This is a genomic window from Streptomyces sp. NPDC090442, assembly GCF_044769405.1.
In the GTDB taxonomy this organism is placed as follows: Bacteria; Actinomycetota; Actinomycetes; order Streptomycetales; family Streptomycetaceae; genus Streptomyces.
Genome location: NZ_JBIVXW010000010.1, coordinates 123,520 through 138,743 on the forward strand (window position 1 = coordinate 123,520; position 15,224 = coordinate 138,743).

At 73.0% G+C, this 15,224-nt stretch carries 16 protein-coding genes; 6 read left to right on the plus strand and 10 right to left on the minus strand.

The window, feature by feature from the left end; all coding sequences use genetic code 11:
• Window positions 1-92: 92 nt before the first annotated feature.
• From dnaG to ACIQU6_RS10305, 6 genes are all read right to left on the minus strand, one after another.
• Entirely contained in the window at window positions 93-2,000 is a 1,908-nt protein-coding gene (dnaG, locus tag ACIQU6_RS10280) for a DNA primase (protein ID WP_403481199.1), read from the minus strand.
• A 78-nt stretch (window positions 2,001-2,078) separates the two neighbouring features.
• Window positions 2,079-3,104, minus strand: coding sequence for a threo-3-hydroxy-L-aspartate ammonia-lyase (locus ACIQU6_RS10285; protein WP_403481200.1), 1,026 nt, complete (start codon window positions 3,102-3,104; stop codon window positions 2,079-2,081).
• Between the two features lie 9 nt (window positions 3,105-3,113).
• Complete coding sequence (locus ACIQU6_RS10290) at window positions 3,114-4,376, minus strand: NAD(P)/FAD-dependent oxidoreductase (RefSeq protein ID WP_403481201.1); 1,263 nt, start codon at window positions 4,374-4,376, stop codon at window positions 3,114-3,116.
• Window positions 4,377-4,629: 253 nt separating this feature from the next.
• Window positions 4,630-6,015, minus strand: coding sequence for a deoxyguanosinetriphosphate triphosphohydrolase (locus ACIQU6_RS10295; RefSeq protein WP_403481202.1), 1,386 nt, complete (start codon window positions 6,013-6,015; stop codon window positions 4,630-4,632).
• 169 nt (window positions 6,016-6,184) lie between these two features.
• Window positions 6,185-7,195 (minus strand): adenosine deaminase, encoded by a 1,011-nt coding sequence (locus ACIQU6_RS10300; RefSeq protein ID WP_403481203.1) that lies wholly within the window; start codon window positions 7,193-7,195, stop codon window positions 6,185-6,187.
• Window positions 7,196-7,303: 108 nt separating this feature from the next.
• Window positions 7,304-7,759, minus strand: a complete 456-nt coding sequence (locus ACIQU6_RS10305; protein WP_403481204.1) for a gamma-glutamylcyclotransferase family protein — start codon at window positions 7,757-7,759, stop codon at window positions 7,304-7,306.
• 175 nt (window positions 7,760-7,934) lie between these two features.
• On the opposite strand from ACIQU6_RS10305, the gene ACIQU6_RS10310 reads away from it, so the two are divergent.
• On the plus strand, window positions 7,935-8,627 hold the full coding sequence (locus ACIQU6_RS10310; protein WP_403481205.1) for a vancomycin high temperature exclusion protein: 693 nt from the start codon (window positions 7,935-7,937) through the stop codon (window positions 8,625-8,627).
• Window positions 8,628-8,664: 37 nt separating this feature from the next.
• On the opposite strand, the gene ACIQU6_RS10315 is transcribed toward ACIQU6_RS10310, so the two are convergent.
• Together ACIQU6_RS10315 and cutA are read right to left on the minus strand one after the other, a co-directional pair.
• On the minus strand, window positions 8,665-9,603 hold the full coding sequence (locus ACIQU6_RS10315; protein WP_403481206.1) for a trypsin-like serine peptidase: 939 nt from the start codon (window positions 9,601-9,603) through the stop codon (window positions 8,665-8,667).
• Window positions 9,604-9,649: 46 nt separating this feature from the next.
• Window positions 9,650-10,027, minus strand: coding sequence for a divalent-cation tolerance protein CutA (gene cutA, locus ACIQU6_RS10320; protein WP_403481207.1), 378 nt, complete (start codon window positions 10,025-10,027; stop codon window positions 9,650-9,652).
• A gap of 300 nt (window positions 10,028-10,327) precedes the next feature.
• Here cutA and ACIQU6_RS10325 point away from each other — a divergent pair, with 300 nt between their 5' ends.
• The gene (locus tag ACIQU6_RS10325) at window positions 10,328-10,696 is read left to right on the plus strand and encodes a cupin (protein WP_403481208.1); all 369 of its coding nucleotides are present in this window, start codon (window positions 10,328-10,330) and stop codon (window positions 10,694-10,696) included.
• 27 nt (window positions 10,697-10,723) lie between these two features.
• Here ACIQU6_RS10325 and ACIQU6_RS10330 read toward each other — a convergent pair whose 3' ends face one another.
• Complete coding sequence (locus tag ACIQU6_RS10330) at window positions 10,724-11,512, minus strand: sulfite exporter TauE/SafE family protein (protein ID WP_403481209.1); 789 nt, start codon at window positions 11,510-11,512, stop codon at window positions 10,724-10,726.
• A 78-nt stretch (window positions 11,513-11,590) separates the two neighbouring features.
• On the opposite strand from ACIQU6_RS10330, the gene ACIQU6_RS10335 reads away from it, so the two are divergent.
• A complete protein-coding gene (locus ACIQU6_RS10335) occupies window positions 11,591-12,442 on the plus strand; it encodes an aldo/keto reductase (RefSeq protein ID WP_403481235.1) in 852 nt (283 codons plus the stop codon).
• Here ACIQU6_RS10335 and ACIQU6_RS10340 read toward each other — a convergent pair.
• Window positions 12,439-12,735 carry a hypothetical protein gene (locus ACIQU6_RS10340; RefSeq protein WP_403481210.1) on the minus strand — a complete coding sequence of 99 codons (297 nt, stop codon included), beginning with the start codon at window positions 12,733-12,735 and terminating at the stop codon, window positions 12,439-12,441. The two genes, ACIQU6_RS10335 and ACIQU6_RS10340, sit on opposite strands and share 4 nt — an antisense overlap.
• 148 nt (window positions 12,736-12,883) lie before the next feature.
• Here ACIQU6_RS10340 and ACIQU6_RS10345 point away from each other — a divergent pair, with 148 nt between their 5' ends.
• From ACIQU6_RS10345 to ACIQU6_RS10355, 3 genes are read left to right on the plus strand one after another with little or no spacing between them, the layout of a single operon-like run.
• Window positions 12,884-13,714: a helix-turn-helix domain-containing protein gene (locus tag ACIQU6_RS10345; RefSeq protein ID WP_403481211.1), complete on the plus strand. Its 831-nt coding sequence runs from the start codon at window positions 12,884-12,886 to the stop codon at window positions 13,712-13,714.
• A complete protein-coding gene (locus ACIQU6_RS10350; RefSeq protein ID WP_403481212.1) occupies window positions 13,711-14,001 on the plus strand; it encodes a DUF397 domain-containing protein in 291 nt (96 codons plus the stop codon). The genes ACIQU6_RS10345 and ACIQU6_RS10350 overlap by 4 nt, the downstream gene beginning before the upstream one ends.
• Window positions 14,002-14,011: 10 nt before the next feature.
• Window positions 14,012-15,214, plus strand: coding sequence for a M20 family metallopeptidase (locus ACIQU6_RS10355; RefSeq protein WP_403481213.1), 1,203 nt, complete (start codon window positions 14,012-14,014; stop codon window positions 15,212-15,214).
• Window positions 15,215-15,224 lie beyond the last annotated feature (10 nt).

Here is a 15,224-nt window from a genome sequence, read left to right on the forward strand (position 1 = left end):
GGCAGAGGGGCCCGGGGTGCGGGTGGGGCGGGAGGAACTGGGGCCCGGCGCACGGGTCTTGGCCGGGTCCGGCCCTGCCCCTCCGGCGGGCCCTAGAGGGCGGCGGCGCCGCGTTCGCGGAGGGTCTGGCCGTACTGCTGGAGGACCCAGGCTTCCTTGTGGACGGCGGCGGCGCCCTCGTGGTCGCCTTGGAGCTCACAGCGGCGGGCGGCGCCCTCCAGGCTGGCGATCCGGGCGTCGACGGCGGCGATGCGGACGCGCACCAACTGCTCGCCGGCGTAGGCCGGATCGGGGTCGCGGCGGGTGTGCAGCGGCTCGACGGAGAGCTCGGTGATCATGGAGCGGATGGTGTCGTCGGGGGCGGCGTCCATGACACGGGCGGTGTAGTCGGCGTCCGCGGCGGACACTCCGCCGGCCTCCTGGATGCACTGGCGGACCACGGCGTACGGGGGCGCGGTGAACTCGTCGGCACCGTAGGCGTCGAAGGCGGGGGCGACCAGGTCGGGGCGCTGGAGGGCGAGCTTGAGCAGTTCGCGCTCGACCATGCGGGCGGGGCTGCGGAGGTTGAGGGCCGGGCCGCGCTGCTGGGCGGTGGGGGCGGGCGCGGCGGGGCCGGCGGGGCCGCGGGCGGCGGTGCGGGCGGGGGCCTGGGGGGACCGGTCGTCGCGGCTGCGGGCCAGGCCGCGCACGCGGCGGACGATGGCCTGCTCCTCGGCCTGGCTGGTGATGCCCACGAGGCCGACGAGACGGATGGCGTAACGGTCGCGCAGGCCGCGGTCCTTGATGGCGGCGACGACCGGCACGGCCTCCTCGACGGCGGCGATCCGGCCCTCCTCGGTGTCGAGGTTGTAGCGGGTCACGATGGAGCGCAGGGCGAAGGCGAAGAGCGGGGTGCGGGACTCGACGAGGGTGGCGACGGCGTGGTCGCCCTCGGCCAGCCGCAGGTCGCAGGGGTCCATGCCGCCCGGGGAGATGGCGATGGAGGTCTCGGCGGCGAACTTCTGGTCGTCCTCGAAGGCGCGCAGGGCGGCCTTCTGGCCGGCGGCGTCGCCGTCGAAGGTGAAGACCACCTCGGAGCCGGAGTTGTCCATCAGCAGCCGGCGGAGGATCTTGATGTGGCCCTCGCCGAAGGCGGTGCCGCAGGTGGCGATGGCGGTGGTGACGCCGGCGAGGTGGCAGGCCATGACGTCGGTGTAGCCCTCGACGACGACCGCGCGGTTGGTCTTGGCGATCTCCTTCTTGGCGAGGTCGATGCCGTACAGGACCTGGGACTTGCGGTAGAGGGGGGTCTCGGGGGTGTTGAGGTACTTGGGGCCGTTGTCGTCGTCGCGCAGCTTGCGGGCGCCGAAGCCGACGACCTCGCCGGAGATGTCGCGGATCGGCCACATCAGGCGGCCGCGGAAGCGGTCGATGGGGCCGCGGCGGCCCTCCTGGGCGAGGCCGGAGAGGACGAGCTCCTTGTCGCTGAAGCCACGGCCGCGCAGGAAGCGGGTGAGGTGGTCCCAGCCGGCGGGGCTGTAGCCGACGCCGAAGTGCGCTGCGTGGGCCTGCTCGAAGCCGCGCTCGGCGAGGAACCTGCGGGCGATCTCGGCCTCGGGGCCGTCGAGTTGCTCGGTGTAGAACTGGGCGGCGGCCTTGTGGGCCTCGACGAGGCGGGTGCGCTCGCCCTGCTGGCGGCCGGGGGTGTAGCCGCCCTCCTCGTAGCGGAGGGTGATGCCGGCCTGGGCGGCGAGGCGCTCGATGGTCTCGGCGAACGAGAGGTGGTCGATCTTCATGACGAAGTCGACGGTGTCGCCGCCCTCCTGGCAGCCGAAGCAGTGGTAGAGCCCCTTGGCGGGGCTGACGTGGAAGGAGGGGGACTTCTCGTCGTGGAAGGGGCACAGGCCCTTGAGATTGCCCCCGCCGGCGTTGCGGAGCTGGAGGTACTCGGACACGACGGCGTCGATCGGGACCGCGTCCCGCACCGCCTTCACATCGTCATCGTTGATCCTGCCTGCCACGGGTGAATTCTACGGGGGAGGTACGACAGCTCCGGGCGGGCGAACCCCCCAGCGGATCTTCGCCGGTGGCGGGGCGGCTCAGCCGAGCAGTTCCAGGAAGCGCGGCAGGCCGATGTTGCCGCCGGAGAGGAGCACGCCGGTGCGGGCCGGGAGGGGGTCCAGACGGCCGGTGAGCAGGGCGGCGAGGCCGGTGGCGCCGCTGGGCTCGACGACGATCTTGAGGCGTTCGAAGGCGAAGGCCATGGCGGCGCGGATCTCGTCGTCGGTGACCAGGACCACGGAGTCGACCAGCCGCTGGTTGATCGGGAAGGTCAGGGCGCCGGGGGTGTCGACGGCCTGGCCGTCGGCGATGGTGCGGGGCACCGGGATGGTGACGCGGTGGCCGGCGGCCAGGGAGCGGCGGGTGTCGTCGCCGGCCTCGGGCTCGACGCCGATCATGCGGATGCCGGGGACCAGGGCGGTGGCGGCGGTGGCGCAGCCGGCCATCAGTCCGCCGCCGCCGACGGGGACGAGGAGGGCGTCGAGCGGGCCGGTCTCCTCGATGAGCTCCAGCGCCGCGGTGCCCTGTCCGGCGATGACGTGCGGGTGGTCGTACGGGGGGATCAGGGTCAGGCCGCGCTCCCGGGCGAGGCGGCCGCTGAGGGCGGCGCGGTCCTGGGTGTAGCGGTCGTAAGCGACGATCTCGGCACCGTAGCCGGCGGTGGCGTCCCGTTTGCTGCGCGGGGCGTCCTCGGGCATCACGAGGACGGCGTGGGTGCCGAGTTCGCGGGCGGCGAGGGCGAGGGCCTGGGCGTGGTTGCCGGAGGAGTGGGCGACCACGCCGCGGGCCCGTTGCTCGGGGGTGAGGCGGGAGAGGGCGTGGTAGGCGCCGCGGAACTTGAAGGCGCCGACGCGTTGGAAGTTCTCGCACTTGAGGAACGCCTCGGTGCCGGTGCGCGCGTCGAGGGTGCGCGAGCGCAGCACCGGGGTGTGGTGGGCCACGCCCGCCAGCCGCCGGGCGGCGTCCCGGACGTCGTCGAGGGTGACGGCCGGGGCGCCGGTGTCGTCGGCCACCGGTTGGTCGCTGCCAGCGGGACCAGTGGGGCGGGTGGGGCCTTCGCTCATACGGGCACGCTACGTCAGAAGGTCGGTCAGCGGAATCGTCGGATCGGCCAGCTTGTCGGGGTCCAACGGGGCGCCGGAGCGGATCAGTTGCTGGATCGGCCCGGCGACGTCCCAGACGTTGACGTTCATGCCGGCCAGCACGCGGCCCTGGTGGAGCCAGAAGGCGATGAACTCCCGCTTGCCGACGTCGCCGCGGCAGACGACCTGGTCGTAGGAGCCGGGCGGGGCGTAGCCGGAGTACTCCATGCCGAGGTCGTACTGGTCGGAGAAGAAATACGGGACGCGGTCGTAGCTGATGTCCTGGCCGAGCATGGCGCGGGCGGCCGCCGGGCCGCCGTTGAGGGCGTTGGCCCAGTGCTCGACGCGCAGCCGGGTGTCCAACAGGGGGTGGTCGGCGGCGGCCGCGTCACCGGCGGCGTAGATGTACGGGTCGGAGGTGCGCAGCGCGGCGTCGACGGCGATGCCGCCGCCGTCGGCGCGGTCGACGACGGCGAGGCCGGCCTGTTCGGCGAGGGCGGTGCGGGGGGCCGCGCCGATGGCGGCGAGCACGTCGTGGGCGGGGTGTTCCTCGCCGTCGTCGGTGCGGACCGAGACCACCATGCCGTCCTGGCCGACGATCTCGGTCAGGCGCGCGCCGAAGTGGAAGCGGACGCCGTGTTCGCCGTGCAAGTCGGTGAACAGCGCGCCGAGTTCGGGCCCGAGGATGCCGTGCAGGGGCGTCGGCTCGGGCTCGATGATGGTGACCTCGGCGCCGTAGGTGCGGGCCGCGGCGGCGACTTCGAGGCCGATCCAGCCGGCGCCGGCGATGACGAGGTGCCCGTTGTCGCGGCCCAGGGAGGCGAGCACGCCGCGGAGCCGTTCGGCGTGGGCGAGGCGGCGCAGGTGGTGCACGCCGGCCAGACCGGTGCCGGGGATGTCCAGGCGGCGGGGTTCGGCGCCGGTGGCCAGCAGCAGCTTGTCGTAGGCGATCAGGGTGCCGTCGCCCAGCCGCACGGTGCGGCCCGCGGGGTCCAGGTGGACGGCGGGCTGGCCTAGGTGGAGCTCGATCCGGGCCTGGGCGTAGAAGGCCGGTTCGTGGACGAAGACGCTGTCCCGCTCGTCCTTGCCGAGCAGGTACCCCTTGGACAGCGGGGGGCGCTCGTAGGGGTGGTCGCGCTCGTCACAGATGAGGATCACCCGGCCGGTGAAGCCTTCCGCGCGGAGTGTCTCCGCTGCCTTGGCCCCGGCCAGTCCACCCCCGACGATGACGAACGTCTGGTGTGCGTCGACCACTTGCTTCCTCCTCGTTGCGGTGCCGTACGTCCGCGTCCGTGAACGCCCCCGTCGATGCCCCCCGTTGGTGCCCCCGTATGCGCTGCCCCCCGTTTCCTCCTCGCTTCCTTGACGCACCGCTTCGTCGGTGTGTCGCTCTGTCGGTACGTCGTTGCCTGGATGCGCCGGGCGGTCTTCCGGTTCCGTTGCGCCGGTGCGTGGACGAGGGTCCCGCACGGAGCGTGAGGGGGGAAGAGGGGCTGCCCCCCAAGGGTCACCCTGGGTTGCCCCAACCGTTACCAGGGGGACGCGTGAGGCGGGCGTGAAGACTACGCGCCGAGGCGTCGGTGAGCGCGGCGATCTGGTCGATCACGGCGCGCATCCGGGCGGTGTCGTCGCCGGCCGCCTCGAACAGCGAACGGAACTGTGGGTCAAGGCCGTCGGGGGCGCGGGCGAGCAGCGCCTCGGCGAGTTCGGCGATCACCACGCGCTGGTCGGCGCGGAGCGCTTCCTGGTCCGGGCGCTGTATGACGTAGCGGTCGGCGACGGCCTTGAGAACGGCGCATTCCAGCCGGGTTTCGGCCGGAACCACCAGCTCCGCGGCGTACCGGGTGAGCCGTTCGCCGGCTCCTCCGGGGCCCGTTCGGCTTCCGGGGGGTCCGAAGCGGTCCCGGGTGGCGATCTCGGCGGCCAGGCAGAAACGGCCGATGAGTTGGCTGGTGGCGTCCTTGAGGCGAGCCTGGGCGAGTGCGGTGCCGTCGTAGCCGTGCGGCCACCACTCCTGGTCCAGGAGGCGGTCCAGGGCGGCGGCGAGGGCCGCCTCGTCGGCGCCGGGGGCGTAGCGGTCCGCGGCGAGGGCGAAGATCTCGGCGCGCTCGGGGTCGGCGAGCAGGACGTTGGGGTCCAGGTGGCCGGCGTGCAGCCCGTCCTCGACGTCGTGCACCGAGTAGGCGACGTCGTCGGACCAGTCCATGACCTGCGCCTCGAAGCTGCGGGCGGCGCTGGGGGCGCCCTGCCGGAACCAGGCGAACACCGGCAGGTCGTCGGCGTAGACGCCGAACTTGGTGGCGGTCGGCCCGTCGGGGTGTCCGCCGCGCGGCCAGGGGTACTTGGTGGCGGCGTCCAGGGTGGCGCGGGTGAGGTTGAGCCCGACGCTGACGGGGGCGCCGCCGTCCGGGGCGGGCACGAACCGCTTGGGCTCCAAACGGGCCAGCAGGCGCAGCGATTGGGCGTTGCCCTCGAAGCCGCCGCAGGGCGCGGCGATCGCGTTGAGGGCCTGTTCGCCGTTGTGCCCGAAGGGCGGGTGGCCGAGGTCGTGCGCCAGGCAGGCGGCCTCCACGAGGTCCGGGTCGCAGCCGAGGGCGGCGCCCAGTTCGCGGCCCACCTGGGCGCACTCCAGGGAGTGCGTCAACCGGGTGCGCGGGCTGGCGTCCCAGTCCGGGGTGGCGCTGCCGGGGGTGACGACCTGGGTCTTGCCCGCGAGGCGGCGCAGCGCCGCGGAGTGCAGGACCCGGGCGCGGTCGCGTTGGAAGGCGGTGCGTCCGGGGCGCTTGTCCGGTTCGGGGACCCAGCGTTCGGCGTCCGCGGCGGTGTAGCCGGGGAACTGCGCGCGCGGGTCGTGGCCGCCGTGGGGCCCGGTGGCCGATGGTGTGCCCGTCATACAGCGACGGTAGCTCTGTCCATGCCCTCGATGTCGGATCCGGTACGCGTGCAGCACCCGGTCATCACGGTGCAATACGGGACAGGGTGGAAGGGGCTCTCCCCCGGGGCGGGCGGTGTGCCGGGCCGCGTCCGAGGGCGGCGGCCCGGCACACCACCCGGTGACGGCTTCAGTGGGCGTCGAGTTCCTTCAGGTACGCGGCGCGGGTCTCGTCGTCCAGGAAGGACGCCTCGAAGGAGTTGCGGGCGAGCGTCCGCAGGGTCTCCTCGTCCAGGGCGAGGGCGTCGCGTACGGCGGTGAAGTTGTCGTCGGCGTAGCCGCCGAAGTACGCGGGGTCATCGGAGTTGAGGGTCACCAGCAGCCCGGCGTCGAGCATGGCGGGCAGCGGGTGGTCGGCGAGGTCGTCGACGACCCGCAGCCGGACGTTGGACAGCGGGCAGACGGTGAGCGGGGTCCGGTCGGCCACCAGGCGGGCGACCAGGCGCTCGTCCTCCATGCAGCGCACCCCGTGGTCGACGCGGTCCACCTTGAGCAGGTCCAGCGCCTCCCAGACGTAGGACGCCGGGCCCTCCTCGCCGGCGTGCGCGACGCACTTGAGGCCGGCCTCCCGGGCCAGCGCGAAGACCTCCTGGAACTTCGACGGCGGGTGGCCGACCTCGGCGGAGTCCAGGCCGACGGCGGTGATCCGGTCCAGGTAGGGGCGGGCCGCCTCGAAGGTCTCCAGGGCCGAGTCGGCGCTCTCGTCGCGCAGGAAGCACATGATGAGCCGGGTGGTGATGCCGTAGGTCTCGGGGGCGGCGTCCAGGGCGCGGGTCAGGCCGCGGACCACCGTCCCGACGGGGACGCCGCGGGAGGTGTGCGCCTGCGGATCGAAGAAGATCTCGGCGTGCCGGACGCCCTGCTCCTTGGCGCGGGCCAGGTAGGCGTGCGCCAGGTCGGCGAAGTCGTCCTCGGTGCGCAGCACCTCCATCAGCGCGTAGTAGAGGTTGAGGAACGACTGGAGGTCGGCGAAGGAGTAGGCGCGGCGCAGCTCGTCCTCGGTGGCGTAGGGCAGGGTGACGCCGTTGCGGGCGGCGAGCGCGAAGGCCAGGCCGGGCTCCAGGGTGCCCTCGATGTGGAGGTGCAGTTCGGCCTTGGGCAGGGGGCGGTGGGCGGCGGTGTGCGGGGTGTTGGAGGCCACGGGTGACACCTGTTCTGCTGTGCTGCGGGGGCGGGTTGGCGCCTCGGCCGTGCGGAACGGCGCGTCCCGGAGGGGAACGGGTCGCCCGTACGGGACGAGTCGTCCAGGTTATCCGGGGGACCGCGGGGCGGCGCGGCCGGTCCAGCGGCCGTCGGCGAGCGGGGTGCCGGTGGCGCGCAGGCGGGTGGCGAGCGGCTCGCCGGCCAGGTAGACCCAGGCGCGCGCGGTGTGGCCGTCGGGGCGGACGGCCTCGACGGCGACGCGTTCGTAGAGGTTGCCGGCGCCCACGGGGGTGCCGGGGGTGTAGCCCTCCAGGAGGTCCAGCGCGGACCGGACGGCCTCGTAGTCGGCGGGCCGGGGGTGGATCAGGGTGCCGTGCACCACGGCGTCGGCGGGCCCGGCCGTGGCGTAGGGGTAGCCGGGGCCCTCGTAGAGCACTGCGCCCGAGATGCGGGCCGGTTCCTCGGCGACGGTCCGGCCGCGCAGGGTGCGGCCGTAGTTGGCCTCGCCGGGGCGCAGCGTCCCGTAGACGAAGAACGGCAGGCGCTCGGCCTGGGTGGTCATCGCGGTCCTCCACGGGCGGTGCGGTGTGACGTTGCCGACGGCAGCGGGCCGCCCGCACTGCAACCATGCCAGCCCGCACCACGTCGCAGCTTGCGGGAAGCGAGCACGGTGGGGAACGCACGCGGAGGGTCCCGGCGCGACGGCCGGCGGGCTCCGGGGGAGACGGGGGCGGGACATGCGGGGGCTGCGGGCGGGCCTGGGGTGGCTACGGCGGATCCGGCCGCCGCGGACCCGGCGGGGGCAGCGCCGGGCGTTCCAGGTGGTGGTGGCGCTGTCGGTGTTCGCGCTGCTGCCGGCGACCTGGTTGAACGCCACCGCGGGTCCGCGCGTGCGGACGGTCGCCGACGTCCCGGCCGCCCCGGTGGCGGTGGTGTTCGGCGCCGGCCTGTGGAACGGCGAGCCGTCGCCCTACCTCGCCGACCGGCTGGACGCCGCGGTGCGCCTCTACCGGGCCGGCACGGTGCGCGCGGTCCTGGTCACCGGCGACAACGGCCGCACCGACTACGACGAGCCGGACGCGATGCGCGGCTATCTGGTGCGGCACGGCGTCCCGGCGGGGAAGATCGTCGGCGACCACGCGGGCTTCGACACCTGGGACTCCTGTGCGCGCGCCCACCGCGTCTTCGGCGTGGACCGGGCGGTGCTGGTCAGCCAGGGGTTCCACATCCGGCGGGCGCTGGCGCTGTGTTCGGCCGCCGGGATCGACGCGTACGGCGTCGGGGTCGCCGCCCGGCACGACGTGACCTGGGCGTACGGCGGGGTGCGGGAGATCCTCGCGGCGGGCAAGGCGACCGCGGAGGCGGTGCTGCGGCCCGATCCGCACTTCCTCGGCCCCAAGGAGAACGGCCTGGCGGCGGCGCTCCGTTAGGGCACCACCGCCAGGCCGTCCTCCTTGGGCGCGCGGGCTAGTCGCCCTCCTCTTCCTCCCGGTCGCCGGCCCTGCTGGCGCGGTCGTAGAGGCTGAGGATCTCCTTGCCGAAGTAGGGGCTGTAGGAGGTCCGGTCGCTGTGCGGGCCACGGGGGCCGCCGCCGTTGACGCCGCCGATGACGCCGATGACCCGGCCGGTGTGGGTGCGCGGGTTGTAGCCGGCGATCCAGGGGCTGCCGGAGGTGCCGCCGTAGAACCCGTTGCACTCCATTTGGAGTTGGCGGGTGCCCGCCAGGCGCCGGGTGGTGGTGGCGCAGCGCACGGCCCGGTCCGCGGGGTCGCTGTGGACGCTGGGGTAGCCGATGACGCTGACCTGGTTGCGGTAACCGGGCGTCCCGGTCAGGACGTTGGCGCCGGTGACCTCCTCGATGCGCCGGCCGGAGTCGTCCGGGGCGACGGAGGCGAAGGCGAAGTCGAGGTCGGCGCCGTCCCCGTCGGTGGCCCGGTCCGAGTAGGCGTAGGTGTCCTCGATGGCCCACACCCCGTAGGGCCGGCCGTCCTCCCCGGACCGGTACTGGGGGACGAACGCGGCGCGCGCGCCCGGGTTGCAGTGCCCGGCGGTGAGGATCAGGTTGCCGTGCGGGCTGTGCACCACACTGGCGGTGCAGTGGTGTTCGCGGGCGTCGCCGTCGACGGAGAACAGCACGCCGACGGACGGGATGCCGTCGAAGTGCTCGGCGGTCGGGGCCTGTTGGGAGGAGACCGCGGCCGCGGCGGCGCCGCGCTCGGGCGGGGCCGCCTGCGCCATCCGCCGGGGCGTCCAGAAGGCCGCGGCGTCCTTGCTGGTCCAGGTGGCGTGCGGGCGGGACTGGTGGCTGTGGGAGGACTGGACGCCGTGCGCCCCCGGTTCGGTCCCGGCCGCGTGGCCCGCCGGGGAGGCGGCGAGGCCGAAGGCCATGCCCAGGGCGACGGTCACCGCCCTCCTCCGCCGGCGCGTCCGGCACTGTGCTCTGCTCGGCACGTCAGCTCGTCTCCTTCACGACCCAGGCGAGGTACCCGGCGCCCCCGTGGGTGACCGGGGTGGCGATGATCTCCGGGGTGTCGTAGTCGTGCGCGTCGAGGAGGTACGCCTCCAGGGCCGCGTAGCGGGCGCCGGCCGTCTTGAACAGCACCTGCCACTCCTGGTTGGTCTCCACGGCGCCGTTCCAACGGAACACCGAGGTGACCGGCGCGCTGATCTGGGCGCAGGCGGCGAACCGGCCCTCGATGGCGCCGCGCGCCAGCCGCTCGGCCTTCTGCTCGCTGTCGATGGTCGTCATGACGGTCAGGAACCGCGCCGGTGGCCCGTCCGGTGCGGGGACGGCGGCGGGGGGTTCGTTCAGGGCGGTGGGGTCGGCCACGGTCACACAGCCTTCGCGGTCGGTGGGGGGACTGCGGGTCGCACGGTGTCGTTCTCCAGCCCGTCGATCTTTCAATCTTTCGATCAAGGGATCCTGCCGCATCGTACGGACCCCGATGATCAACAGGCGTACGGCGGGCCGCCGTAGGCGGTCAAGCACCCGGACGTCCCATCGGGCCCGGGGTGTGGACGGCCGGTTCCCGGCGCCCCGGTTGCGCCGTGCGGGCCACGGAGAACGATGGAGGAGGAAGCCCCGCCGTCGCCCCTCCCGCAGCCCGGACCGCATCGAAAGGCGCGCGCCATGGTGAACCTCGAAACCCTCGTCCGCGACCAGCTCGACGACGCCAGGGCCTCCGCCCACGGGCGCAGCGCCCACCTCTTCGTGCACGACGGACCGCTGCGCCAGACCGTGATCGCGCTGCTGGCCGGCATCGCGCTGGACGAGCACAACACGCCGCCGGCGGCCAGCCTCCAGGTGCTGCGCGGCCGGGTCCGACTGACCGGACCGGGCGGCGGCGAACAGGAACTGACGGCTGGTCACCTCGCGCCGGTCCCGCACGCCCGGCACGGGCTGCGCGCGATCGAGGACTCGGTGGCGCTGCTGACGGTCGTGACGGAGGTCAGCGAACGGGCCCCGGGCGTCAGGGCGCGGACGCCGATCCACGGCTGACGTCCGCCGGCCGCGAACGGCGCCCGCTCAGGCGGCGAACCACTGGTCGTACGCCAGCTTGCACAGCAGGACGAGGACGACGAGGACGAGGACGCCGCGGACGAAGCCGGTACCCCGCTTGAGCGCCATCCTGGCGCCGACCGTGCCGCCGACGAGGTTGAACAGGGCGAGCAGCGCGCCCAGTTGCCACAGCACCGTGCCCTGGAAGGCGAACATCGTCAGCGCGCCGATGTTGGTGCAGACGTTGACGACCTTGGCGGTGGCGGACGAGGTGACCAGGTCCATGTGGAGCAGGGCGGCCAGCGCGACGACCAGGAACGCGCCGGTGCCGGGCCCGATCAGGCCGTCGTAGAAGCCGATGCCCAGGCCCGCGAGCAGGACGGCCGCCACCATCCGCCGCCGGGAGACCGGGCCGGCGGGCGCCGCGGCGGCCCCGAAGGCCGGCCGGACGAGGACGAAGACCAGGACACCGACCAGCACGGCCATGATCAGCGGGCGGAGCACCGCGCTGTTGATCCCGGCCGCGAAGAACGCCCCGCCCACCGAGCCGGCGAGCGCCGCGCCCCCGATGCGCAGCGCGGTGCGGACGTCGATCGGCGCCTTGCGGACGTAGGTGACGGCGGCCGCGGCGGTGCCCACGATGGCGGTCGACTTGTTGGTGCCGAGGACGAACGCGGTGGGCGTGTGTGGCAGCCCCACCAACAGGGCCGGGAGCAGCAGCAGGCCGCCGCCGCCCACCACCGCGTCGATCCATCCCGCGGCCAGGGCGGCCAGGCACAGCAGGGCGAGCGTGAGCAGCGATATGTCAGAGGGCACCAGGTGATCTTAGGGAGCGGCCGCCATCTAGGCTCCCGGCCATGGATATCCGGATGACTTTCTCCGTCGGGGGGGACGCTGCCCGTGCGGCGGCTGGGGTTCGGGACCGGGGGTCTGGTCGGCCCCGGCTACTGGGGGCCGCGCCACGAGGCCCCCGAGCGGTCGGTGACGTTGCTGCGGCGGGCCGTCGACGCCGGCGTCACGCTGATCGACACCGCCGACAACTACGGACCGGACGTGGCCGAGGAGTTGGTGGCCCGCGCCCTGTACCCGTATCCGGACGGGCTGGTCGTCGCCACGAAGGGCGGCGTCGTCCGCACCGGCCCGGACGTCTGGCACCTCGCCGGCCGCCCGGAGCAGTTGCGCGCCATGTGCGACGCGAGCCTGCGGCGGCTGCGCGCCGACACCCTCGACCTCTACCAGCTCCACCGGCTGGACCCCGACGTCCCGATGGCGGACCAGTTGGGCACCCTGCTGGAGCTCCAACGGGCCGGCAAGATCCGCCACATCGGCCTGGACAGCGTCAGCGCGACGGAACTGGCCCGGGCCCGCGAACTGGCCCCGATCGCCGCCGTCCAGAACCGCTACAACGTGCTGGACCGCGCCTCCGAGGACGTACTGACGCTGTGCGAGCGGACCGGGACGGCGTTCCTGCCGTGGTTCCCGCTCGGCCACGGCGCCCTGACGGACGGTTCCGCCGGTCCCGCCGCCGATGCGCTGACCGCCCTCGCCGCCGCCCACGGCGCGACCACCGGCCAGATCGCCCTGGCCTGGCTCCTGCACCGCTCCCCTGCCCTGCTCCCGACCCCCGGCACCGGCTCCCCCGCCCACCTGGACGAGAACCTCGCCGCGTCCGAAATCTCCCTCACGGACGCGGACTTGGCCCGCCTGGACGGCCTCGCGGCTGACGTTCCGGGCGCCGGCGCCTAGGCTCCCGCCCCCGAAACGGCCAGCAGGCGCGCACCCCGGCTCTTCGCCACCCGTCGCACCTCCACCAGCGATTCGGCCAACTCCACGGCGAGAAGGTGGAGTTCTCCGGCGGTCCAGCTCCGGGCGGCGAAGACCCGCTGCGCGTCCTCGATGAGCCCACCGGCGAGGAAGAGTTGCGCCTCCTCCATCTCGTCCGCCATACGGGACAGGAACCCACCACCCTCACCGACCAGGTAACAGGGCTTACCGTCCAGGCTCGACCACGGCAGAAGTCGCGGTGAAACGTCCATCATTCTCATCAACCTCCATCCGCACGTTCTGTAGCCATTTGGTCACTCGACCCGCCCTGCGGGCAATAGAATTGCGTCACTTGAGCGGCGGCGCGCAAGTCTGCCGCCTGCCGCGATGCTGGACACGACCCCATGGTGAAAGGTCACAGCCTTGGACGAGACGACCCCGTCCCCGCGCTTGAACCCACTCCAACGCTTCGGGCACGACGTCAAACAGGTCAGACTCGCCCGCAAGCTGACGCAGAAGCAGCTCGGCAAGGCGGCGGGCTACTCGGAGGCGTACGTCAGCAGAGTCGAGGCGGGAAAGATGCTCCCCCGCCCCAGCATGAAGTTCGCCCGCGGCTGCGATCTCGCCTTCGGCACCGGCGAGTTGTTCACCGGCATGCTGCAACGGATCGACGAGGGGGACCATCCGTCGTGGTTCGTTCCGTATCTGAACCTGGAGCGGAAGGCTTCGCGGATCCTGGACTACTCGACGGACCTCGTGATGGGAATTCTCCAGACGGAGGCGTACGCCCGCGCCGTCTTCGGTACGTACTTCACTCACGAGGACCGGGACTTGATCGAAGCCAAGGTGGCAGCCAGGCGCCGAAGGCGGGAGGTGTTCGATCGAGAGAGCCCACCCATCCTGTGGGCGATCCTCAGCGAGGCATGCCTGCGAACAGTCGTAGGAGACAGCGATGTCATGTCTATACAGCTCAAGTACCTGCTGGAAACTGCCAAGTCACCCCACATCACGATTCAGGTGATGCCGTTCTCAGCAGGGGCTCCCGCTGCGTCCACTAAGCCATTCACCGTGATGCGATTCAAGGACAGCCCCACGGTGCTCTACACGGAAACCCGGGTAGGAGGACGAATGCACGACTCCGCACAAACGGTCGAAGCAGCCCTGGATGACTACGATCTGCTCCGGGCGCACGCCCTGGCCCCTGACAAGTCACTGACGCTGATCGAGAAACTGCTGAAGGAGTACCAAGAATGATCCCCGACTTGGATCTGGCCGCCACCACCTGGGTCAAGTCCTCCTACAGCGACGCCAACGGGGGCCAATGCCTGGAGTTCTCCCGCGACTTCATATGGATCAAGTCGTCCCACAGCGAAGGCGACGGCGGGGCGTGCCTTGAAATCTCGCCTGGTCACTCCACCACCCACGGCGTCGTCCCCATACGGGACAGCAAGGTGCCCGACGGGGACGTGGTCACGGTCCCCGCGGCGGGGTGGTCCTCGTTCCTCCGGGCGGTCAAGAATGGGGAGTTGGCCGCCGGCTGAGGAGGACCCCGTGGACCTGCGTGACGATGCTCGTGCCCTGTCCGACGACCTCGTGCGCCTGCGGCGCGCGTTGCACCGGATTCCGGAGACCGGGCTCGACCTCCCCCGCACGCAGGAGGCGGTGCTCGCCGAACTGGACGGCCTGCCGCTGGAGGTGCGCACCGGCGAGCAATTGAGCTCCGTGACGGCGGTGTTGCGCGGCGGGGCCGGCGAAGCGGCGCCCGGGCCCGTGGTGCTGCTGCGCGGCGACATGGACGCGTTGCCGGTCGCCGAGCGCACCACCGTGGACTTCGCCGCGGACAACGGGCGGATGCACGCCTGCGGGCACGACCTGCACACCAGCATGCTCGTCGGGGCGGCCAAACTCCTCGCCGCGCACCGGGACCGGCTCGCCGGGGACGTGGTGTTCATGTTCCAGCCGGGCGAGGAGGGGCACGACGGGGCCCGACACATGCTGGCCGAGGGGGTGTTGGAGGCGGCCGGGCGACGGCCGGTGGCGGCGTACGCGCTGCACGTGCTGTCGGCGGGGGTGCCGAGCGGGGTCTTCCAGGCCCGCGGCGGGCCGATGATGTCGGCGTCCAACGTGCTGCGGGTGAGGGTGCGCGGGGCCGGCGGGCACGGGTCCATGCCGCACCGGGCCAAGGACCCGGTGCAGGCGGCGTGTGCGATGGTGACGGCGTTGCAGGAGTGGATCACCCGCAGCTTCGACGTGTTCGACCCGGTGGTCCTGTCGGTGGGGATGTTCCACGCGGGGACGCAGGTGAACGTGATCCCGGAGACCGCGTCCTTCAGGGCGACGGTGCGCAGCTTCTCGCCGGCGGCGCAGGCGCGGGTCAAGGACGGCACGGTGGAGGTGTGCCGGGGCATCGCGGCGGCCCACGGGGTGGCGGTGGACGCGGAGTTCGTCGAGACGTATCCGGTGACGGTGAACGACGAGGCCGAGGCGGACTTCGTGGCGCGGGCGGTCCGGGAGGCGCTGGGCGAGGAACGGTTCGTGCGGCGGCCGAACCCGGTGCCGGCGTCGGAGGACTTCTCGCGGGTGCTGGGCGAGGTGCCGGGCGTGATGACGATGCTGGGGGCGCCGCCGCCCGGCGCGGACCCGGAGCGCACCCCCAACAACCATTCGCCGCTGGCCGAGTTCGACGATGCGGTACTGGCGGACGGGGCGGCGGTGTACGCGGAGTTGGCGGCGCGGAGACTGGCACGGGGGTGAAAGGGGTAGG